This window comes from Prevotella communis (assembly GCF_022024175.1).
GTDB classification, from domain to species: domain Bacteria; phylum Bacteroidota; class Bacteroidia; order Bacteroidales; family Bacteroidaceae; genus Prevotella; species Prevotella communis.
In genome coordinates, this window is the sequence record NZ_CP091794.1 from 1,939,202 (window position 1) to 1,963,005 (window position 23,804).

Consider the following 23,804-nt stretch of genomic DNA (forward strand, 5'->3'; position numbering starts at 1 on the left):
CATTGAAAGAGCTGATTAGAAATAATATGCTTTGGGGCATTGCCTGTGCCGCTTTGGGCACAGGATGCGCCGTGGGCTTTAGCTGCTACTACTTCGAGAAGGAGAAGACGGCCGAACTGGAACAGCAGTTGGCCGTGATGAGTCAGAAAGAGCACCGGGCCGTGATAGACCAAAGCATCAACAAGCAGATGGAGGAGATTGCCTACGAACAGAAACGCATCAGCGATGAGCGTACCGTCGAGGCAAAGAAGCAGGCCGAGATTGCTGAGGAGGAGAAGCAGAGCGCTATCATCGCCCAAAACCAGGCGAGGGCATCGGAAGAAATAGCCCGAAAGGAGCGCGACAATGCCGAGGCTCAGAGTAAGGAGGCTAAACGGCAGGCCGAGATAGCCAACGACCAGAGGAAGACGGCAGAGCTCAACAAGCGCGTGGCTGATACCCTGAGCTACATAGCGCTGGGACGCTCGCTGGCCTCCATGGGTTCTAATCAGTATCAGTCGGGCGGCAATAAGGAACTGGCTAAGCGGTTGGTCTTTGCGTCGTATTGGCTGACGAAGACCTACGGCAGCAGGAACGACCTGTATCACGTCTCCGTGATTCAGGCCCTGATGGAGGTGAGCGACAGTAAGACGACCTGGAACAACCTGCACAAGGGTGGCATCACGGGCATCTTCTTCGTTCCCAACAAAGAGAAAGAGCTGGTAACGGTGAGTAGCTATGGCGAGATATACCGTCATGTGAATCAGGATGATAAACTAAAGACGCACAACCTGTTCTCTAACAGCGCACTGGACTTCCGTAGCGTGTATGTGGATAAGGCTGGCACCATCTATGCCGCCAGTCACACGGGCCATCTGGTCGTCATCCCGGCCAACGGCAAGGCGCAGCAGGTGGTACTCTCAGACATCAGTCACCCCATGGCGCTGGATATGTATAACGACGACATGCTGGTGGTGGTGGGTGAACACAGTGTGGCACTCTTTAATACGAAGACTCACCAGCAGCAGGGCACCCTACGTGTGAACGCCAAGATCACGGCCCTGGGGCGCATCAACAAGCATCCGTATCTCTTCGACGAACAGGGATATATGCACGAGATGGTGAGCACGGACAAGTTGGATAGTAAGCGCAAGCCCACTGCCGTAAAGGGCATCGTCACGGCTTTTGCACGCTCTGACAACAAGGGTATCAACACCTACGGCACCAGCGACGGCAAGATATATGTGGAGGAAAAGAACGGAAGAATAAAGGAACTGGTGGGCCATCGTTCGCGCATCACCCGACTGAAGGTGAACGGCAACCAACTCTACTCTTCCAGCTACGACGGCAAGATGAACCTGTGGCTCTACGAAAACGAGAAGGTGGAACCTATCCAACTGTTCCAGTCGGACCAGTCGGACGGATGGATTCGCTACTTCAACATCAATAACAAGAAGACGCACCTGTGGTCGGGCGATAACAACGGCAACCTGACGGAGACGTTGGTATCGGTCGATGTGATGGTAAACCGACTGAAGGCGCATCTGCTCACGGAGGAGCAATGGGATAACTATATAGGTAAGAGTGCCTCTTACAAGATGTTTATCAATAGTGTGAAAGGAGGTGAGAAATGAATAAACGGCTCTTTATACTCTTCGCCCTTCTGACAGCCTCAACCTATTCTTTCACACAGGGAATTCCATTCCTGCGCAACTTTAGCGCTGAGGAGTATCAGGCGCACAACCGCAACTTCGACATCACCACAGACGACAAGGGGTTTGTGTATGTGGCCAACTTTGAAGGTCTGCTGTATTACGACCAGGCAGAATGGCGCATCATCCATACGCCCAACATCACCCGTGTGACGACCCTCTATCGCGACCGGAAGGGTACGATCTGGGCTGGCGGCTACAACTACCTGGGCTTCATAGAGAGCAACGACAAGGGTGAGCTGATGCTGCATAATGCCGTGAAGAAAGGTAATTTTCAGGGTGTGGTCACCAGGATTTGGGAGAACGGCAACCAGATGGTCTTCCAACTGGAGGACGGCTACGGCTACACGCTCAGTAAGGGCGAGGTGAAGGAGGCCTCGCAGCGCCTGCTGGAGACGGCACCCGACAACGAGTTTATTGACATAGGATTCGGACTGAAGGCGCAGACAACGGGGGCCAACGGCGTGAATATTCTGAGCAACGGGCAGACGGCCTATCTGATTACGGAGGACAACGGTCTGTGCTCGAACGCTATCAATAAGTTGGCCTACAACGGCAAAGGCATCCTTTGGGGCGCCACGAACAACGGCCTGTTCTGCATCGCCGTACCTACTACCTACACGCATGCCACAGCGCAAGAGGGACTCCGTGGCGAGGTACTGTCTATCATCTTTCATGAGGGAACGCTCTACGTGGGCACTGCCAACGGACTGTTTTTCATGGATGGAAAAATCTTCCGTCAGGTGGCCGATATGACCCACCCTTGCTGGCAAATGATTACCACACCCAAGGGATTGCTGGTGGCTACGAGCAACGGTCTGTACCTGATGAAGGAGAAGACGGTGGCCGAGCGACTGAACGACCACAACACCATGTCGGTGAAGGAGGCGCAGGGCGGATTCTATACTGGTGAGTCGGAGGGTGTGTTCATGAACGGCGACAACGGTCGCAGGGAGAAGATAGCCGACCTGGAGCGCGTGACACATATTTATATAGATAAGAAGGAGACCATCTGGCTGCAGAATCTGTATGGCATCATCTGGTGCAAGAAGCAGGCAGAGAAGGCGTTCCATCAGGTGGTGCTGGAGGGCGACAAGACCGTGCCGGGCATGATTGTGCCAACGAACAAGGAACTGCTCACCATCAGTGCCAACCAGACAGACCCCATCCCCTACCCTCAGATGGCTTATCTGGACAAGGACGGGGCCACATGGCTCACAAATAGCGACGGACGAGGGCTTTACTGCATCAAGGATGGCATCAAGGACAGGCGATTCACGCAGCAGTTGAACGCTATCAGCGAATATAATGTACGCGATATGTTGTTCTTCGACAGGGACAGGCTCATCTTGGGTGGCGACTTTGGTCTGATTACCTATAAGGTGAAATTCTCTGACCCCATACTGGATAGCAGTCCAAAACTGTTTATACGCAGCGTCAAGCTGAATGGCGACAGCATCTTGTGGGGTGGCTACGGTAAGATGCCAAGCAAGTTGCAGAGACTCAGCAGCGATGAGCGCAACCTGGAGTTTACCTTCGCACTGGACAACACCATCCTGATCAAGGAGACACGCTATCGCTACAGGTTGAACAATCAGTCGTGGTCGGCATGGGACAACGAGCAGGAGGCTAAGTTCCCAAGTCTGGAACCAGGAAGATACACCTTCGAGGTGCAGGCGATGGATGCCTACGGACAGGTGACGCAGGCAGAAGCCCTGAAATTTGAGATTCAGCGGCCGTTCTACCAGCGATGGTACATGATGATTCTCTACCTGGTTGTGGTTGGTATCCTGATCTACCTCCTCGTACGTTTCCGTCTGCACCGGTTGGAGAAGGAAAAGATGCGTCTGGAGAATATTGTGCAGGAGCGCACGGCCGAGGTGGTCAAACAGAAGGACGAAATTGAAGAGAAGTCAAAGAGTCTGGAGCAGGCCCTCAAAGACCTGGGCGAGGCGCAGCACGAACTGATTCGTCAGGAGAAGATGGCTACGGCCGGTAAACTGACGCAGGGCTTGATTGACCGCATTCTCAACCCGATGAACTATATCAATAATTTCTCAAAACTGTCGTGCGGACTGCTGAAAGACCTCAAGGCGAATATCGAGGACGAGGAGGAGCACATGGACAAGGAGAACTTCGAGGACACGCTGGATGTGCTGGAGATGTTGAGTCAGAACCTGGAGAAGGTGGAACAGCACGGACTGAACACCACACGCACGCTGAAGGCAATGGAGGAAATCCTGAAAGACCGCACGGGTGGCAAGATGGCAATAGACCTCTGTAGCATCCTGAGACAGGACGAAGAGATGCTACACAACTATTTCAAGGAGAAGATTGCTGCGTTCAACATCCAGGCACCTTTCTCTATACCTGAGACAAGTGTCAATATCAATGGTAATCCAGAGCTGATCAGTATGACCATCATGAGTATTCTAGGCAATGCGATGTATGCGCTGGAGAAGAAAGCAGCACGCACGCAATATACGCCGGAGGTGGCTGTCACGCTGACTCAGGACGACGCGCTTGCTACCATCACCGTTCGCGACAACGGTATCGGCATAGAGGAAAGCATCATTGACAAGGTCTGCGACCCCTTCTTCACCACGAAGCCAACAGGTGAGGCAGCAGGTATCGGTCTCTATCTGAGTCATGAAGTGATACAGGATCACGGTGGCGACATCCAGATAGCGTCCGAGAAAGATAATTATACAATAATAACCATTACGTTACCAATTCTTCAAAACTGATACATATTATGGAGAAGCAAATGGAAAACCTCAGGCAACAACTGAAGCAACAGGAGAAGCTGGCATCATTAGGACTGCTCAGCGCCGGCATTGCCCACGAGATTCAGAACCCCTTGAATTTCGTCATTAATTTCAGTAAGATGTCGAACAAGTTGCTGAGTGATCTGACTGAGATTGTAGAGGACAACGAAGATAAACTGAGTGAGGACGACCGTGAGGAGGTGGAGGATATCGTGGCCGACCTGAAAGAGAATATGTCTAAGATTGTGGAGCATGGCGAACGGGCCATCAGCATCATTCAGGGCATACTGCTCATTTCTCGTGGCAAGGAAAACGAGTTTATCCCGACGGACATCTGTCACCTGGTCAAGGAGTATGTGTGGCTGTCGTATCACGCCATGCGTGCCAACGATAAGAGTTTTAACATAGCTATCCGTGAGAACTATCAGGAGGGTCTGCCTCCGATTATGGTCATCCCACAGGATCTGAGTCGTGCCGTACTCAACGTGATGAACAATGCCTGCTATGCTGTAAAGAAGAAGGCCGAGGCAACGGGTGCTGACTATCAGCCGGAGGTAACGGTATGCGTGAAGTCGGACGGCAAGCAACTCACCATCTCGCTGGCCGACAATGGTGAGGGTATGAGCGACGAGGTGAAGCAGCATCTCTATGAGAATTTCTTTACCACCAAACCCGTAGGACAAGGCACTGGTCTTGGCATGGGCATCACACGCGATATCGTAGAAAACAAACACGGAGGCAAACTGTCGTTCGAGTCAACGCTGGGACAGGGCACGAGTTTCACTTTTATAATTCCAATTAAAAATTGATTCCTTCTTTCACAGGAGAAAAATCCATACGAATGGTTAAAACAGACTCTACTACCGCATTATTTATAAAATGGATAGTGGATGCTTTTGAGAATTATTCCCAAAAGACGGCTATCATTGACCATGCTGGCGAACGGGAAACAACCTACGAAGAGCTGTATATCATGGTTTGCAGGGTTGTGGGCTATATCGACAAGCGTCGGTTGCCCGCCCACTCTTTCATCGGCATCTGTCTGCCCACGAGTATGGAGTATATAGCTGCTGAGATTGGCATCTGGCTGGCAGGTCATGCTATCATTCCCATGGGCGACCAGTTTCCGGAGTCTCGTATTCAGCAGATTATGGAGCATAGCGAATCGCCCCTGTTGATTGATGAGAAGGTGATGAGCGAGATGGCATCCACAGAACCAAAAGAACCGTCGGCACTGCCTGGTGAGGACGACATCAACGCCCTCTTCTATACGTCAGGCAGTACGGGGCAGCCAAAGGGTGTGCTCCACTCGTTTCGCTCGTTTGGCATTCCGCTATTCCCTGACAAGATGTTCCAGGATTTGGATGTGTCGGTGATGGCTGTCACGGCGCCAATGTTCTTTGTGGCCTGCAAACTGATTTATGATTTCATCACCAGGGGCAAGACCGTCAACGTGGTGCCTCAGAATATCAGGATGGATATTCGTAAACTGGAGGATTTCCTGGCCGAGCAGCGTATCGAGTTTGTATTTATTCCTCCTTCGGTACTACCCTATTTCCAGAATAAATCACAGGCATTAAAGGTGGTGTTTACTGCATCTGAGCGTGTGTCGGGTGTAGGCCCTAAGGGGTATAAGCTCGTCAACTACTGTGGTCAGACGGAGACGGCTGGCATCGGCTGCACGTTTATGATTGACAAACCCTACGACAATACGCCTATCGGTATCCCTGTAGAACCTTATATATATAGTGTACAGGATGAGGACGGCAACGAGGTGCCTTTCGGCGAGGAGGGAGAACTGTGTTATCGGGGCGACTTGACGCCTGGCTACTATAAGGACCCGGAGCGTACGGCACAACTGTATCGGGGCGGATGGCTTCATACGGGCGATATTGTCAGGGCTCGGCCAGACGGCAACCTGATATACGTGAACCGTAAGGACTGGATGGTGAAAATCAACGGGCAGCGCGTAGAACCGAGTGAGGTGGAGACGGTGTTCAAGAAGATTCCTGGCATCGACAACGCCATCGTCAAGGGTTTTACTTCTGGTAATAAGCGTCAGTATCTCTGCGGCTATTATATCTCGAAGACGGGCGTCACGGAGCAGGAAATCATCGACTACCTCACGTCGAAGTTGCCTGCCTACATGGTACCGGTCTATTTCGTGAAGATGGAGAGTTTTCCGCTCAACATGAACGGCAAGACCGACCGCAAGAGTCTGCAGTCGCCTGCTGTGGAGGACGACGTCATAGAGCGTGCGCCCTACGAGGCTCCTCAGAACGATACAGAGGCGAAGTTGTGTGCTGCCTTCGAACGTACACTGGGCCATACGCAGGTAGGTGTCAATGAGGACTTCTTCCTGATGGGTGGCGACAGCATCCGTGTGATGAAGTTGCAGACGCTGTGTGCCGACCTGTCTATCGACGCCCGAATGATTTATACGCATCGCACGCCACGCAGGATAGCCGAAGCCATCAGCAAGAAGGGCGAGTTCAGTTTTGAACGCCTGGCGGACTACCCACTGAGTCAGACGCAGTTGGGAATCTTTGCTGCATGCATGGCTCGACAGGGCGAGGTGGTCTATAACAACAGCACGCTTTTCAAACTGGCCCCTGGGCTGGATCTACCTCGTCTGGCAAAAGCCCTTGAGGCCGTAGTAGAGGCCCATCCCTTTGTGAAGACTCGCCTGTTTATCAACAGCAACGGCAATCCCCGTCAGCGCAGGAATGATGACGAGAGTTATAGGCAGGAGATAGAATATGTTTCGGAAGAGGAATTTGACTATCTAAAGCCTCAACTGATGCAACCCTTTGACTTGCTTCATGACCAACTGTTCCGTATCCGTATCATTGCTACGCCGAAGAATGCCTATCTTTTCATGGACTTCCATCATGTTATCTTCGATGGAATGTCTATGGGCGTTGTACTATCCGACTTAGAGAAAGCTTATCATGGTGAGCATCTGGAAGGTGAGTCTTTCAGTGGCTTTGAGGTAGCGCAGGAGGAAGAGGCTCTACGACAAACAAAAGCTTACAGTGATGCCAAAGAGTGGAACACAAATGTGTTTGGAAGTCTGGAAATCACATCCCTGCCCGTTGCCGACAGCAACGGACTTGCTACCACATTTGGAAAACAGGAGGCTGACCTGGGTTTGAGTGTACAAGAACTGAACGAGGCGTGCCAACGTTTTGGTGTGACTTCTAATGTATTTACGATTGCAGTCTTTGGTTATCTGTTGGGACACTATACCTATTCTCAAGAGTCTCTGTTCGCTACCATCTATCACGGTCGTCATGAATTAAGATTGGACCGTACTGTTTCGATGTTGGTAAAGACGTTGCCCGTCTATGAGAAATGGGACAAGCAGACAACGCTGAGAACATTGCTACAGACTATCAAAGAACAACTGATGGGCAGCATGGCAAACGATATTTATTCGTTTGCCGAGCTCAGAGCCATGAATCACTATATTGGCAGTCAGATTCTCTTTGCCTATCAGGGCGACATCGAATTTCCAAACCGTATTGGCGGAGCGCCATACTGTCAGATACCTCTGATGGATAATGCCACCGGCGAGCAACTGGCATTCGAGATTTCCAGAAATGGCAACCAACTCACGCTTCATGCGGAATACCACAGCAACATCTATTCAGATGCTTTTGTGAAGAGGATTTTGCAAAGCTACATTCACCTGATTAAGACCTTTGCGGCTGTTGACAATGATGAGGTGACTTTGATGTCGCTTCCTCTTCTGTCGCATGAAGATATGGAGAATCTGCTAACCATGGGCTGCGGGAAGGAAGTCAAAAGAGATGCGTCAGAGACATTTATTCAATTATTCAGGCATCAGGTCTCACTCACTCCCGATGCAATAGCCGTTGTCGATAAGCTATCTTCTATCACTTACGCAGAACTGGACAGACAGTCTGACTGTCTGGCTGCATCACTTGTCAAGGCTGGAGTTGCTAACGACGCTTTTGTGGCACTGATGCTTCCACGCCGTAAAGAGTTTGTGATTGCTGTCCTCGCAGTATTCAAGGCTGGAGGCGCATATCTGTCGATGGACTCTGACTATCCACAGGCTCGTATTGACTTCATGCTGAACGACCTGAATGCCCGATTCCTGATAACCACCAGTGAACTGGCAGAGAAACATGATTTAAGGTCGAATGATAGTCAGCGACATATTATCTTATTAGATCATTTCGATTTTTCTTCTACTGTTTCGCCATTAGACTATAGTAGAGCGCAATCGCTGGCTTATATCATCTACACATCGGGCACTACAGGCAAACCTAAGGGTGTTATGATAGAACATCATTCGCTCTGTGCCATGCTGAATTGGCTGATTCCTATGGAAGAATTAAAGGCTGGAGACAAGTGCGCACTTCACCCCAGCTTCAGCTTTGACGCCTCAATACCTGACTTGTTTGGACCACTTACATGTGGTGCACAGATTCATATCATATCATCGGCCATGCGTTATGACATAGTGGCTTTCAGCCGCTATCTTACCGACAACCAAATTACGGGTCTGACAATGAGTACGCAGATAGGAATGGAACTGCTTGAGAGTCAGGACCTGTCGCTACGCTATCTGTTCCTTGGAGGCGAGAATCTGCATGTCAACCGAAATACGGGTGTCAAGGTTATCAATGGTTACGGACCTACAGAATTTACGGTCTGTTCTTCTTATCACATCGTTGATCCTGATTGTACATACGAGAATATTCCCATTGGGCATCCCGTTCCTGGCAGCAAGTCGCTGATTGTCGGTTCTGAAGGGCGTCTTGTCCCCTGGGGCGCTATGGGTGAGTTATGTCTGGTGGGACCGCAGTTGGCTCGTGGCTATTGGCAACGAGAGCAACAAACTCGTGAGCGTTTCGTCGACTGTCCCTTCCTGCCAGGCGAGAAGATGTATCGCACAGGCGATCTGGTGAAGTGGAGCCAGGACGGCGAACTGATATTCCACGGACGCATAGACAATCAGGTGAAGATTAATGGCTACAGAATAGAGCTGGGCGAAATAGAGAGCTGCATTAATAGTCTGCCTGGTATTCAGACGTCGGCAGTAATTGTGAACAAACATAACAACCTTCAGTACCTGATGGGCTTTTATGTTTCCGACAGCAGTGAGATGAGTCCAAAGGTATTACGCAAGAGTCTGACAGACTCACTGCCTTCTTATATGGTGCCCTCGAAGCTTGTACAACTGGAAAGAATGCCGATGACTCCCAATGGAAAAATTGATCATCGGCAGCTCACAGAACTGGCAACGAGTATGACATTAAGTCATGGTACTACAGAACCACCTTCAAATCAACGGGAGAAGGTCTTGCTCGACATCGTTAAGACGATATTGGGTATCGAACAGGTGGGTATTACTGATGACCTGACTCTGCTGGGGTTGTCATCACTCAATGCCATTAAACTGGCAGTATTGGCTAAGGAAGCCGACTTCAATCTGAAAGTCAATGACATACTCCGGTTAAAGACTATTAAGAAGATAGCAGCCCACAAAACCACTGTTGGCGACTGGGCTCAGGGCTACGATGCCTCGAAACCTGTTGCCGTGGTCGTTCAAGGACTCACTTCCTACCATTTGTTGCAGCCGCTGATCACCCGTTTATGTCAGCGCTATTCCGTCTTTGTCATCGAACCCCTTCAGGAGCATATCCGTACATTGTTTGCTGGCAAGAACAAGTCAGAAATAGTGGATGGCTATATTGAACTGATTCGCCATAGTCTCCCTGCTGATGCCAAGGTCAGCGTCTTCGTGGGACATAGCTTTGGTGGCGAGTTCAGCTATCGTTGTGCAGTCAAGTGGCACGAGGAAACAAATCAGACTCCACGTGTGTTGCTGTTCGACACCTATTTCGATATCTCTAAGGTTGTTGGCAGGCTCCATCAAATGGAGGAGTATATCAATCCCATAGAGGATTATTCGCCCATGCCGTTCTATAGTGGTAGTGTGGATTATTTCGAAGCCACACAGATGGCAGACAAGGAACTGAAGTCTGATAGCGATGCCTCCTGGCGCCGCTTGTTGCCTCACCTCTGCGTCCATTCTGTGTCAACCAGCCACTTCCGTCTGTTGGATACAAATAACGTCAGCTTCTGTCTGTCGCAAATATAATGTGTAACGTATAATTGTTTTTATGAAATGATTAATCATCTAAGAATATACCTCACAGTCGTCGCCCTCACGCTTCTGGCAATGCCTGCATCAGCTCAGGATGTCTATGTTCAGGCGGAAAATGCCTATAAGATAGGTCGTATTGACTCTGCGCTCGTTTTGCTGAAACGCAACGAGAAAGCTTTTCTTGGTACCGACAGGCAGAAAGCATATCGTTTGATGTCGCTCTGCTGTCTGGCGCTCGACCAGCCAGAACAATCGGAGTATTACGCAGGACTGCTGCTGAACGAAAACAAGTATTTCTTCGGTTCACTGGAAGATCCTGTGCGTTTTGTCGATATGATAAACCGACTGCGCGAAGGTCGGGGTACTACCATTAAGACGGCATCTGGTCAGGAAGAGAATATCGAGGAGGCGCCTGTACCTGTAACCATCATCACTCGCGAGATGATTGATATGCTGAGCAACAACAGGAACATCGGACAGATACTGGCTGCCTATGTGCCTGGCATGAGTGAGATTTGTACGTATGCTTTCGCTAATGTGGCCATGCATGGTGTATATACGAATGGTCAGGAGAAGATTCTTGTGATGGAGAATGGTCACCGACTGAATGCCCGTTCTACCAACAACGGTAAGCTCGACTATGCCATCAGCACGGAGAAGATTGACCATATAGAGGTGCTGCGAGGTCCTGCTTCATCACTTTATGGTAACGTGGCTCTGACGGCTGTGGTCAATATTATCACAAAAAGTGGTAATGAGATCAATGGCATCAAGGGCAAATACAGCTATGGCTCTTTTGGTACACATCGTGCCGACCTCACAGCTGGAACAACGTTCCTAGGAGCCGACGTGATGGCATGGGCTTCTCTCTACACCTCAAAAGGAGAACGTATCACGATTCCTGCTGGTTCTGGCTATTCACAAACCCCACACGATGGCTATGCCTATGTGGGCCGTTACGAGGGCAAACCGTCTTACGACATAGGAGTCACCATAAAACTCAATGATTTCAACCTGATGGTGAGTCGCAAATACGGAAAACTGGTTCCTCAGTATTCATGGTATGCTCAAACATATGACTACGACCGTTATCGTCAGTTCTTTGGGGTCACCCCTGGCTATTCTGTCAATGAGAACCATCTCAATCTCGAATACGACAAGAGTTTTGGCAGTTCCAACTTGAATATAGCGCTCTATGGTGACTGGTATCAGTTTCAAGACTATCAGGTTGTTTCTGATTCTATGTATAACGTAGAGTTCAATCCTGATGGCAGTGGTACCCCAAAGATAGGTCCAGACGGAAAACCGGTTATGCGTCTTTATCATGGTGTGTATCAGGATGACAACTGGGAAGAATATACTATTGGTGCAACGGCTAAGTACTCCTCCAACTATAAGATAGGTAATCAGCATGGTAACCTGCTGGCTGGTGCACAGTTTGAATTCTACAGAATCCCTGTCAACGAGTTCTTCCTCGGAGAGGAGTATAGTAACATCACTATAGTAACCACACCAGAATCCCCTAATCAGCTAAATGTGGGCCATGAGAAGAGCATCTCGGGTTTCATTCAGAATAAGCACTATTTCACCGACCAGCTGATCCTCAATGCTGGTCTGCGCTACGACAAGAAGTATCGTCGAAACGATATGAGCGTCGAGGCATTCTCGCCCCGTGTCGCCTTGGTCTATGTTCCCTCTAAGACGTTCAGCGTCAAGGCGTCGTACTCACGCTCGTTTGTAGATGCTCCCTATTTCTATCGTCAGAACACGCAGAACACGTACAAAGGTAGTGAGGACCTGATGCCGGAATATATGAATGCTATACAGCTGGACTTTCTGGGGTCTATAGGTGGGCATTTTGATTATGATGTCAACTTGTTCTACAACCACTTGACAGACCTCATCTGTAATAACCAGAGCACCGACCTGAATGCGCCGAAATATGTAAACTCGGGTAGTCTTAAGGTGGCAGGTATCGAAACAGAACTGAGTTACAAAACGACGGCGTTCCGTTCACGACTCAACACCACTTTCCAACGGGCCATGAGTGCTGAACAGTATTATTACTACGATCATCACATCTATAGCATACCGTCGGTAACGGCCAACTTGGCTTGCGAGCAGCGCCTGTTTGACAAGAAGAACCACTCTTTGTGGCTATCGGGCAATCTGCGCTATACCTCACGTACGCTCAACAAGGCCAATTCACGTGTCACAGGTAGCGAAGATTTCTATCTCAACGAACGTGCCCTGGTTGACCTGCGTCTGAAGTACGATTACAACAAGACCATGCAGCTCTCACTCGATTGCGACAATGTGTTTAACACCTGCTACGAGATTGGTGGAACGTCATATATCCCCTATCGCTATCCGGGTCGCACCCTGATGGGAACGGTGGCATTTAAGCTTTAATACCCAGCCATCGTAAATGTATGATTGCATATTTATTAAATCTATTTTAAACATTATATCAATTATATTAAAATAAATACGATTTTTGTAATATTTTGCCATTTCCACTTTGCAATTTCGCAAAAAAGTCGTACCTTTGCAGCTGTTTTAAAACAAATCTGTAGATGGAAGCTTTTTTCAGAACACATCGTTACTTGGTAGAGCATGTGAATGCACCAGTCCGTCGCAGTCTCATGGACGAGATCGACTGGTCTGACCGCATGATTGGTATTAAGGGTACGAGAGGCGTTGGAAAAACGACATTCCTTTTACAGTATGCCAAGGAAAAGTTTGATATAAACGACAAGCAATGTCTTTATATCAACATGAACAACTTCTACTTTCAGGGACGCGGCATTGCTGATTTTGCTGGCGAGTTCTATCATCGCGGTGGCCGTGTGCTGTTGATAGACCAGGTCTTCAAGCAGGACAACTGGTCGCAGGAGTTGCGTAAATGCTACGACCTCTATCCAGGTCTGAAGATTGTGTTTACTGGTTCCAGCGTGATGCGCCTGAAGGACGAGAATCCGGAGCTCAATGGTATCGTGAAGTCCTACAACCTGCGCGGTTTCTCTTTCCGTGAGTTCCTGAACTTAATGACAGGCAATAGTTTCCGCGCTTACACCCTGGACGAAATCCTGAGCGACCACGAGCATATTGTCAAGCAGATTCTGCCCAAGGTATCACCACGCCGCTATTTCCAGGACTACATCCATCATGGCTTCTACCCCTTCTTCCAGGAGCATCGCAACTATAGCGAGAACCTGCTGAAGACCATGAACATGATGACCGAGGTTGACATCCTGATTATCAAGCAGATTGAGCTGAAGTATCTGCCTAAGATCAAGAAGCTATTCTACGAGCTGGCCGAGGAAGGTCCGAAGGCTCCCAACGTGTCAAAGCTGGCTGCCGACATCGAGACCAGTCGTGCCACGGTGATGAACTATATCAAGTACCTCACCGATGCCCGTCTGCTCAATATGATTTACCCAGAGGGCGAGGACTTCCCCAAGAAGCCTTCAAAGGTGATGCTCCACAACTCCAACCTCCTGTATGCCATCTACCCCATTCACGTAGAGAAGCAGACAGCTATGGAGACCTTCTTCGTAAACTCTCTTTGGAAGGACCACAAGGTGAACCAGAGTGGACGCGAGCCCTACTTCCTGGTAGACGGAAAACTGAAGTTCCGCATCTGTGATGCCGACGTACATAATAAAATAAAGTACGCGTCCGATACGATTTACGCCCGCTACAACACGGAAATCGGCAAGGACAATCAGATACCCCTCTGGCTGCTGGGATTCCTTTATTAAAAGGTAGAACAGTAAAAGGGTAAAAAAAGGACATAAAACTAAAAGCAAACAAATACATTCATTTTTAATCATTACAAAAATGGCTAAAGAAAAGAAATTTATCACTTGTGATGGTAACGAGGCTGCGGCTCACGTGAGCTATATGTTCTCGGAGGTAGCTGCTATCTACCCCATCACCCCGTCTTCGCCAATGGCGGAGCATGTTGACGAGTGGGCTGCCCGTGGTCGCAAGAACCTCTGGGGTCAGAACGTCTCAGTTCAGGAAATGCAGTCAGAGGCTGGTGCTGCCGGTGCCGTTCATGGTTCTTTGCAGGCTGGTGCCCTCACCACTACATTCACCGCTTCTCAGGGTCTGCTCCTGATGATTCCAAACATGTACAAGATTGCTGGTGAGTTGATTCCTTGCGTATTCGACGTTTCTGCCCGTACGCTGGCTTCACACTCTCTGTGTATCTTCGGTGACCACCAGGACGTTATGGCTTGCCGTCAGACCGGTTTCGCCATGTTCTGCTCAGGTTCAGTTCAGGAGGTTATGGACCTCACAGCTGTTCCTCACCTGGCTACTCTCGAGACCTGCGTACCTTTCGTTAACTTCTTCGACGGTTTCCGCACCTCTCACGAGTACCACAAGATTGAGCTGATGGATCAGGAGGATATCCGTCCTCTGGTTAAGGAGGAGTTCGTTAAGCGTTTCCGCGACCGTGCTATGAGCCCTGAGCGTCCTATCACACGTGGTACTGCTGAGAACCCCGAGACATTCTTCACACACCGTGAGGCTAGCAACCAGTACTACGATGCTGTACCCGAGGTTGTTGAGAAATACCTCGGCGAGATCTCTAAGATTACTGGCCGTGAGTACCACCTATTCTCATACTACGGAGCTGAGGATGCTGATCGCATGATTATCCTCATGGGTTCTGCTACCGATGCTGCTCGCGAGGCTATCGACTACCTGAACGCTAATGGCCAGAAGGTTGGTATGATTTCTGTTCACCTCTATCGTCCATTCTCAGTTAAGCACCTGCTCGCTTCAGTTCCTAAGACTGTTAAGCGTATTGCTGTGCTCGACCGTACCAAGGAGCCCGGTGCTAACGGCGAGCCTCTGTACCTCGACGTGAAGGATGCTTTCTACGACGTAGAGAACAAGCCTCTCATCGTGGGTGGCCGCTACGGTCTTGGTAGCCGCGACACTACACCTGCTCAGATCATCAGCGTGTTCAACAACCTCGCTATGCCCGAGCCAAAGAACCATTTCACAGTTGGTATCGTAGACGATGTTACCTTCACCTCTCTGCCTGAGGTTGAGGAGATTGCCCTGGGTGGTGCTGGCATGTTCCAGGCTAAGTTCTACGGTCTTGGTGCTGACGGTACCGTTGGTGCTAACAAGAACTCAGTAAAGATTATTGGTGACAACACCGACAAGTACTGCCAGGCTTACTTCTCTTACGACTCTAAGAAGTCAGGAGGTTTCACCTGCTCTCACCTGCGTTTCGGTGACACACCTATCCGCTCTACCTACCTGGTAACCACACCTAACTTCGTGGCTTGCCACGTTCAGGCTTACCTCCACATGTACGACGTTACACGTGGTCTGCAGAAGAACGGTCAGTTCCTGCTGAACACCATCTTCGACGCCGACGAGCTCGAGAAGTTCATGCCTAACAAGGTAAAGCGCTACTTCGCACAGAACAACATTACTGTTTATACCATCAACGCTACTAAGATTGCACAGGAGATTGGTCTGGGTAACCGTACTAACACTATCCTGCAGAGTGCATTCTTCCGTATCACCGGCGTCATCCCCGTGGAGCTCGCTGTTGAGAAGATGAAGGCTGCTGCCCTGAAGTCTTACGGGGCTAAGGGTCAGGATGTAGTTGACAAGAACTATGCTGCTATCGATCGTGGTGGTGAGTATGTTCAGCTGACAGTTAAGCCTGAGTGGGCTAACCTGCCCGACGACGAAGCTAAGGTAGACGATGCTCCCGCATTCGTTAAGGAACTGGTTCGTCCTATCAACGCTCAGGCCGGTGACCTGCTGAAGGTTTCTGACTTTGTTAAGCACAACACTGTTGACGGTTCTTGGCAGGTTGGTACAGCCGCTTACGAGAAGCGTGGTGTTGAGGCCTTCGTTCCTGTATGGAACAAGGACAACTGTATCCAGTGTAACCAGTGTGCTTACATCTGTCCTCACGCTGCCATCCGTCCATTCGTTCTCGACGACGAGGAGCTGAAGGGCTTCGCCGCAGCTGCCGACACCCTCGAGATGAAGGCTCCTGCCGCTATGAAGGGTATGCACTTCCGCATCGAGACTTCAGTACTCGACTGTCTGGGTTGCGGTAACTGTGCCGACATCTGCCCAGGCAATCCTAAGACCGGTAAGGCTCTCACCATGGCTCCATTCAATCCTGATGCAGCCGACATGGTTCAGGAGGCTAAGAACTGGGAGTACCTGGTTAAGAATGTTAAGTCAAAGCAGAACCTCGTCGACATCAAGAGCAACGTGAAGAACTCACAGTTCGCTCAGCCTCTGTTCGAGTTCTCTGGCGCTTGCTCTGGTTGCGGTGAGACTCCATACGTTAAGCTGATTTCTCAGCTGTTCGGTGATCGTCAGATGATTGCCAACGCTACTGGTTGTTCTTCAATCTACTCTGCTTCTATTCCTTCTACACCTTATACTAAGAACGAGAAGGGTCAGGGTCCTGTATTCAACAACTCTCTGTTCGAGGACTTCTGCGAATTCGGTCTGGGTATGGCTCTGGGTAACAAGAAGATGAAGGAGCGTGTAGCTAAGCTGTTGCAGGAGATGATCGATAGCGATAAGACCAGCGCTGAGTATAAGGCTCTGGCTCAGGAGTGGATCGACAATAAGGACGATGCCGAGAAGACCAAGGAGATTGCTCCAAAGCTTCGCGAGCAGATTGCTGCTGGTGCTGCCGCTGGTTGCCCAGTTTGCACCGAGCTGAAGACTCTGGATCACTACCTCGTAAAGCGCAGCCAGTGGATTATCGGTGGTGACGGTGCTTCTTACGATATCGGTTACGGTGGTCTCGACCACGTGATTGCTTCTGGTGAGGACGTGAACATCCTCGTGCTCGATACTGAGGTTTACTCTAACACCGGTGGTCAGGCTTCTAAGGCTACTCCTCTTGGTGCTATCGCTCAGTTCGCTGCTCAGGGTAAGCGCATCCGCAAGAAGGATCTGGGTATGATCGCTACCACTTACGGTTATGTATATGTAGCTCAGATTGCTATGGGCGCAGACCACGCACAGACCCTGAAGGCTATCCGCGAGGCTGAGGCATGGCACGGACCTTCAATCATCATCGCCTACGCTCCATGTATCAACCACGGTCTGAAGGCCAAGGGCGGTATGGGTAAGAGCCAGGCCGAGGAGAAGAAGGCAGTTGAGTGCGGTTACTGGCACCTGTGGCGCTACAACCCAGCTCTGGCTGAGGAAGGCAAGAACCCATTCTCTCTCGACTCTAAGGAGCCCAACTGGGAGAACTTCCACGACTTCCTGCTCGGTGAGGTTCGTTACCTCTCTGTTAAGAAGGCTTATCCTAACGAGGCCGAGGAGCTGTTCGCTGAGGCACAGAAGATGGCTCAGCTCCGCTACAAGACTTACATCCGCAAGTCTCAGGAGAACTGGGAGGATTAATTCTCTGAATCCGTGTGGTCAGCGGTTCGCCCGCTGACCCACCTCTATAAAAAAGGAGCATCCGCATTTGCCGGATGCTCTTTTTTATTCTACCATCAATCTTACCAAATACAAGTACGCACAAAAAAAAAGAACCCTCGAAGAAAAACTTCGAGAGTTCCAGTTTGATTTCTACTTGAATAAAGAAGAAGCAGATTAAGCCTCTGCGGGAGCCTCTTCTGCAGCTGCCTCAGCCTCTGCGGGAGCCTCTACCTCAGCCTCTGCTGCAGCAGCAGCTGCCTTCTTGTCAGCTACCTTCTTAGCAATTGCCTCGTTAACCTTCTTCTCTTCAGCGAGAGCCTTTGCCTCAGCATCCTTCTTAGCCTTAGCTACCTCGGCTGCTACCTTGTCAAGACCCTTCTGCTTGTCAGCCTTCCATGCATCGAACTTCTTCTGTGCAGTAGCCTCGTCGAAAGCGCCCTTCTTCACGCCACCCTTAAGGTGCTTCATCAGGTAAACGCCCTCACCGCTGAGGATGTTGCGTACGGTATCAGTAGGCTGTGCGCCATTCTCTACCCAGTACAATGCACGGTCGAAATTCAAGTCTACCGTGGCGGGATTGGTGTTAGGATTGTAAGAACCAATCTTCTCAGTGAAACGACCATCACGTGGTGCACGAGCGTCGGCGATTACGATGCTGTAGAAAGCATAGCTCTTACGGCCACCGCGCTGCAATCTGATTTTTGTTGCCATGTTTTAAATGTTGTTTTTGTTGTTAAAAGTTTGAATTTCATGCTCCCATCTCGTGAAAGCGGCTGCAAAATTACGAAAAAAAAGTAAAAGTGGAAAGTGAAAAGTGAAAAATTTGCTCCCACAACGGTATTTTTAGATTTTTTTGTGTAATTTTGGGCTCGAAATGAAGCAAGAGCTATCGATATTAATACCTATATATAATAGTGACTGCACCAGTCAGGTGGCAGCATTAAGCCGGCAGGCGGAAGCTATCGAGGGTCTCAAGTACGAGATTATCGTAGCCGACGACGGGTCGGACAGGATGGATGATGGAAGATGGATGATGGATGATGGACAATTGTCCGCTTTCCCCCATGTGCGTTTCATTCGCCGTGAGCAGAATGTGGGCCGTGCAGCCATCCGCAATTTCCTTTGCAACGAGGCGCAGTATGCCTGGCTGCTGTTCATGGATGGCGACATGACCATTCCCTCCGACGATTTCGTACGTCGCTGGCTCGATGCCGACGTGGAGCAGGTGGGCTATGGCGGCTATATCATTGGTCGTGGCGAGGAGACCAACCTGCGCTATCTGTACGAAAGACAATGCGTGGCGATGCATACTGCCGAGGAGCGCAGGAAGCGTCCCTTCATGCATTTCCATACGTGCAACTTCCTGATTTCCAAGCCCCTGATGCAGCAATATCCCTTTGACGAGCGCTTCCATCATTATGGCTATGAAGACGTGCTCTTTGGCAAGCGCCTCCGACAGGCAGGCATCCGGATTGTCCATCCCGATAATCCCGCAGGTTTCTTCGACTACGAGGACAACGCCCACTTCGTCAGTAAGACAGAGGAAGGTTTGCGCACGCTCAAGGAATTCCGTAGCGACCTGCGCGGCTACTCCCAGATGCTCACCTTCGTGGACGGCATCCATATCTCAGCCGTGAAAAGCGTCATCCGCCTGTGGCATCGCCTCTTTGGTACATGGGAACGCCGTAACCTCTGTAGCGAGAAGCCCTCGCTCCGGCTGTTCAAACTCTATAAACTGGGCTATTTCCTATCGCTGGCGAAACTCCTGCTTATATTTATCTTATCTACCCCTATTGCAGCACAGACACCCTTTATAACGGCCATCACGGAACGAGGCTACAACGAGAATGTCCAAGACCTGAGCGATTCTATGACCATTAAGATTGACGAACCTACACTGGCATTCGTCAACCTGACCGGCTTTTCCCAACTGCCTACAAAAAAGACTGACATACAAAAGGGCTATCTGGAGATGTACGACGGTAACGGTCACTATTTCCGAAAACCCGTAACCCTGAACGGCCAAGGCGACTATACCATGCGCTACCCCAAGAAAAACTTCTCATGCCATTTCACCGATGCCACTTGGAACGAAGACGGGGCTCCTGACCTGAAGTTTGGCGACTGGGTGAAACAAGACGGTTTTCATCTCAAGGCTTTCTATACCGACTACGCCCGTGGACTCGGAGAGGCAGCCTACAAACTATTCAGTCAGATGATTGCCGACCGACCTCCTTATTGGGAGCGCGGGGGCTATTACGAGAGCAGCGAAGCCCGTTGCTTCCCCGACGGATTCCCCTGTATTGTCTATGTCAAAGGTGATTTCTACGGCATCTATGCCTGGCAGTTAAAGAAGCACCGCAAGAATATGAACCAGAAAAAAAAACGCGCTTCCCATATCCATCTGGACGGTAATCTGAACGACCAATACCTCTTCAAAGGAACAATCAGTTGGAACCGCTTCGAGGTACGCACGCCTAAAACGCTCTACACCATCCAGGGAGAAGTCTACGATGGCAACAGTCCGAAGGAACTCATCGACGAAAACAGTCCGCTCTACATCGTAGATGACGAGCCAGACAGTATCCGCAAGGCCAAGGAATTGTCTGCCGAGGTGAAGCAACATATTCAGGAGCTAAGCCAATACTGGTCAGTCCTGACAGACATCGAGGCCCAGGAAGCCAGCATCGAACAGATGCGACAGGAGATAGAGCAACATTTTGACACAGACGCACTTATCGACTATGCCGTACATTACTATTTCACTCGCAATGGCGACGGTTCCCAGAAAAACTGGCAATGGTTTACCTACGACGGACATCGATGGATGGTGACTCCCTATGATCTTGATCAGACCTTCGGCGTAGGACTCTATGGCAACATCGAACCGCCTTACCGTCCTGTAGAGAAACTGACATCGGGCCCTTTCTACTGGATTAACAAATACTATGCCGACGATATCGCAGACCGTTATATCACCCTGCGAGAGAATGGTGTGTTTGACTATGACAACGTGGTGGCTATCATCGACGATTGGCGAGCACGCATAGGCGAAGCGTTCTATGCTGCGGAAGAGGAACGCTGGCCTCTGAGTCCTTGCTATAGTGATGCCGTCTGCAATAGTGGATGGGAGACTGTGCCGCTGGACGACCCAGAGTACTACCTCTCAGGACAAGGTTCCTATAAAGCCACAAAAGAATATCATACTGGTGACGTATGCTGGCTTGAGGGCAGACTATGGCGGGCCACCACTACAATCACAGGCGTAAAACCATTCATCACCAATGCCAACAAAGACAGCGAAGAACGTATCCATAATTGGGTGAAGGGCCGTATCGAGTTCCTTGATACCTACTTTGCCTATACGCCCGATGCCATTGAAGATATTATCATAGCAGAATCCCCAAAGGACAAGCGTCTTGCGGGCATCTATACGCTTGCTGGCATCAAGATCAGCACCCCATTAACAGGCAAAACCTATATCTTCAGATATTCCAACGGTACCTCACGTAAGGTACACATACAATAATCAATAACTAAAACAAATTATGATCAAAAGATTCGCATTCAAGATGTTCCTGAAGCCAGGCTTCGAGGAAGAGTACGAGAAACGTCACGCCGCCATCTGGCCGGAACTCAAACAGATGATTAAGGAGCAGGGCGTACAAAACTACAGTATCTACTGGGACAAGGACACCAATATCCTCTTTGCCTATCAGGAATGTACCAAGGAGGGCAACTCGCAGGATACGGAGAACGTGGACCCCATCACCCAGCGCTGGTGGGACATGATGGCCGACATCATGGAGGTGAACCCCGATAATTCGCCAGTCACCATTCCCCTGCCCGAGTTATTCCATCTCGACTAAGGCATCCAGAGGGCTACGCACAATTTTTCCGAGTGTGTAGCCTTCTTCCTTGACCGCCTTTTCCAATTGTTGCTGATAGTAAAAGGCGATGCTGCCCACGGCATTAATGGGCAGATCCTTGCGCTGATAGGGCGCTATGTCCCGCTGGATAAAGTCGCGGAAGTTATCAATCACCAACTGCTCTATCTGCGGATTCCCTATCTGCTCATGGATAAAAGCAGAGAGCGAAGCCAACCACCTGTTAGCCATCGGCTGACGATAGACGCGCTCTATGACCTGCGCCATCGACATCCCAGAATAAGCCTCAAAAGCCACTTTTACTTCGTTTGATAACCTATTCTTATACAATGCATTAAGAAAGCGCGCTCCAAGTACTGCTCCACTACCCTCATCACCGAGTATATACCCCATTGGCGGTGTGTTTTTCACAATGCGCTCACCGTCATACAGACACGAGTTTGCCCCCGTTCCCAAAATGCAGGCTATTCCCTCCTCGTTGTTACAAAGCGCACGCGCCGCACCCAGCAAGTCGCCATGTGCCTCTATATGCTCCGCCTGCGGAAAAGCCTCGCCCAGCAATCGTCTCATCTTCTCCTCCAACTCAGGGCGCACCCCACTGCCGTAGAAGAGAATTGATGTAAGATGTCTGATGTCTGATGTCAGCTGCGGCAACAGTTCATCTTTCAAGATTCCGCGTATTGTGTCTTCGTCCTGATGAAACGGATTGATACCCTGCGTCTGCATCCGCATCCCCATGAAAGCCCAGTCCGTCTTTGTGCTTCCGCTATCAGCTATCAATACAGAATGATTTTCCATATAAATAATAATCAAAAAGAGTATAAATATACTCACAAGTACCAAAAAAGTCGTTATTTTGGTGCAAAAGTAAGCATTTTATTGCAAATTAAAGAAAAAAACAGTAATTTTGCAAACGAATATATTAAGAAGAAGGTAAAAAGGTAAAAAAGAATATGCTTAGAATTGCAGTACAATCAAAAGGCCGCCTCTTCGAGGACACGATGCAGTTGCTTAGTGAGGCCGACATCAAAGTAAGTGCCAGCAAACGTACGCTGCTGGTCGAGGCAACCAATTTTCCCTTAGAGGTACTCTATCTGCGTGATGATGATATTCCCCAGAGTGTTGCCTCTGGTGTAGCAGACATCGGCGTTGTTGGCGAGAACGAATTTGTGGAGAAGGGTGCCGAGGCCGACATCATCTCTCGTTTGGGTTTCAGCAAGTGCCGTTTGTCGCTGGCTATCCCCAAGGATATCGACTACAAAGGTCTTGAGTGGTTCAACGGCAAGACCATTGCCACGTCCTATCCCGTCATCCTGAAGAAATTTCTGACCGATAATCAAATCAATGCCGAAATCCACGTAATCACCGGTAGCGTAGAGATTAGCCCGGGCATCGGACTGGCCGATGCTATCTTCGATATCGTGAGCAGCGGCTCTACACTGGTCAGCAACAACCTGCGTGAGGTAGAGATTGTCATGAAGAGCGAGGCTCTGCTCATTGGCCACCCCGGCATGAGTCAGGAGAAGAAAGACCTGCTCAACCAGATGCTGTTCCGTTTCGAGGCCGTTCGTGAGGCTGAGGACAAGAAATACGTACGGATGAATGCTCCCAAGGCCCGTCTGCAGGAGATCATCAGCGTGCTGCCTGGTCTGAAGAGTCCCACCATCATTCCTCTGGCCGACGAGGAGTGGTGCTCAGTACACACCGTGCTCGACCAGAAGCGTTTCTGGGAGATCATCGGCCAGCTGAAGGAACTGGGTGCTCAGGGCATTCTGGTGACACCAATCGAGAAGATGATCCTCTAGAAGGGTATAGGGGAAAGTGAAAAGTGAAAAATTTGCTACCGCTTTTAAAGTGAAGAATTTGCTACCGC

At 49.9% G+C, this 23,804-nt stretch carries 12 protein-coding genes; 10 read left to right on the forward strand and 2 right to left on the reverse strand.

The window, feature by feature from the left end:
* The first annotated feature begins 2 nt into the window (after window positions 1–2).
* From L6466_RS07970 to nifJ, 7 genes are all read left to right on the forward strand, one after another.
* Window positions 3–1,613 carry a WD40 repeat domain-containing protein gene (locus L6466_RS07970; RefSeq protein ID WP_143005671.1) on the forward strand — a complete coding sequence of 537 codons (1,611 nt, stop codon included), beginning with the start codon at window positions 3–5 and terminating at the stop codon, window positions 1,611–1,613.
* Window positions 1,610–4,438: a sensor histidine kinase gene (locus L6466_RS07975; protein WP_237803256.1), complete on the forward strand. Its 2,829-nt coding sequence runs from the start codon at window positions 1,610–1,612 to the stop codon at window positions 4,436–4,438. The genes L6466_RS07970 and L6466_RS07975 overlap by 4 nt, the downstream gene beginning before the upstream one ends.
* An 8-nt stretch (window positions 4,439–4,446) precedes the next feature.
* Window positions 4,447–5,268 (forward strand): sensor histidine kinase, encoded by an 822-nt coding sequence (locus L6466_RS07980; RefSeq protein WP_237796544.1) that lies wholly within the window; start codon window positions 4,447–4,449, stop codon window positions 5,266–5,268.
* A 32-nt stretch (window positions 5,269–5,300) separates the two neighbouring features.
* Entirely contained in the window at window positions 5,301–10,595 is a 5,295-nt protein-coding gene (locus L6466_RS07985) for a non-ribosomal peptide synthetase (RefSeq protein ID WP_237803254.1), read from the forward strand.
* A gap of 27 nt (window positions 10,596–10,622) precedes the next feature.
* Entirely contained in the window at window positions 10,623–13,013 is a 2,391-nt protein-coding gene (locus L6466_RS07995; protein WP_091818731.1) for a TonB-dependent receptor plug domain-containing protein, read from the forward strand.
* 164 nt (window positions 13,014–13,177) lie between these two features.
* On the forward strand, window positions 13,178–14,365 hold the full coding sequence (locus L6466_RS08000; protein ID WP_091818732.1) for an ATP-binding protein: 1,188 nt from the start codon (window positions 13,178–13,180) through the stop codon (window positions 14,363–14,365).
* Between the two features lie 79 nt (window positions 14,366–14,444).
* Window positions 14,445–18,023 carry a pyruvate:ferredoxin (flavodoxin) oxidoreductase gene (nifJ, locus tag L6466_RS08005; protein WP_237803253.1) on the forward strand — a complete coding sequence of 1,193 codons (3,579 nt, stop codon included), beginning with the start codon at window positions 14,445–14,447 and terminating at the stop codon, window positions 18,021–18,023.
* A gap of 195 nt (window positions 18,024–18,218) precedes the next feature.
* On the opposite strand, the gene L6466_RS08010 is transcribed toward nifJ, so the two are convergent.
* Entirely contained in the window at window positions 18,219–18,755 is a 537-nt protein-coding gene (locus tag L6466_RS08010; RefSeq protein WP_091818734.1) for a 30S ribosomal protein S16, read from the reverse strand.
* A gap of 163 nt (window positions 18,756–18,918) precedes the next feature.
* On the opposite strand from L6466_RS08010, the gene L6466_RS08015 reads away from it, so the two are divergent.
* A complete protein-coding gene (locus tag L6466_RS08015; RefSeq protein WP_237803252.1) occupies window positions 18,919–21,573 on the forward strand; it encodes a CotH kinase family protein in 2,655 nt (884 codons plus the stop codon).
* A gap of 22 nt (window positions 21,574–21,595) precedes the next feature.
* Window positions 21,596–21,913 carry an L-rhamnose mutarotase gene (gene rhaM / locus L6466_RS08020; RefSeq protein WP_091818772.1) on the forward strand — a complete coding sequence of 106 codons (318 nt, stop codon included), beginning with the start codon at window positions 21,596–21,598 and terminating at the stop codon, window positions 21,911–21,913.
* Here the strand turns inward: rhaM and L6466_RS08025 are convergent.
* The gene (locus tag L6466_RS08025; protein ID WP_237803251.1) at window positions 21,896–22,729 is read right to left on the reverse strand and encodes an ATPase; all 834 of its coding nucleotides are present in this window, start codon (window positions 22,727–22,729) and stop codon (window positions 21,896–21,898) included. The two genes, rhaM and L6466_RS08025, sit on opposite strands and share 18 nt — an antisense overlap.
* A gap of 155 nt (window positions 22,730–22,884) precedes the next feature.
* On the opposite strand from L6466_RS08025, the gene hisG reads away from it, so the two are divergent.
* On the forward strand, window positions 22,885–23,736 hold the full coding sequence (gene hisG, locus L6466_RS08030) for an ATP phosphoribosyltransferase (protein WP_237803250.1): 852 nt from the start codon (window positions 22,885–22,887) through the stop codon (window positions 23,734–23,736).
* Window positions 23,737–23,804 lie beyond the last annotated feature (68 nt).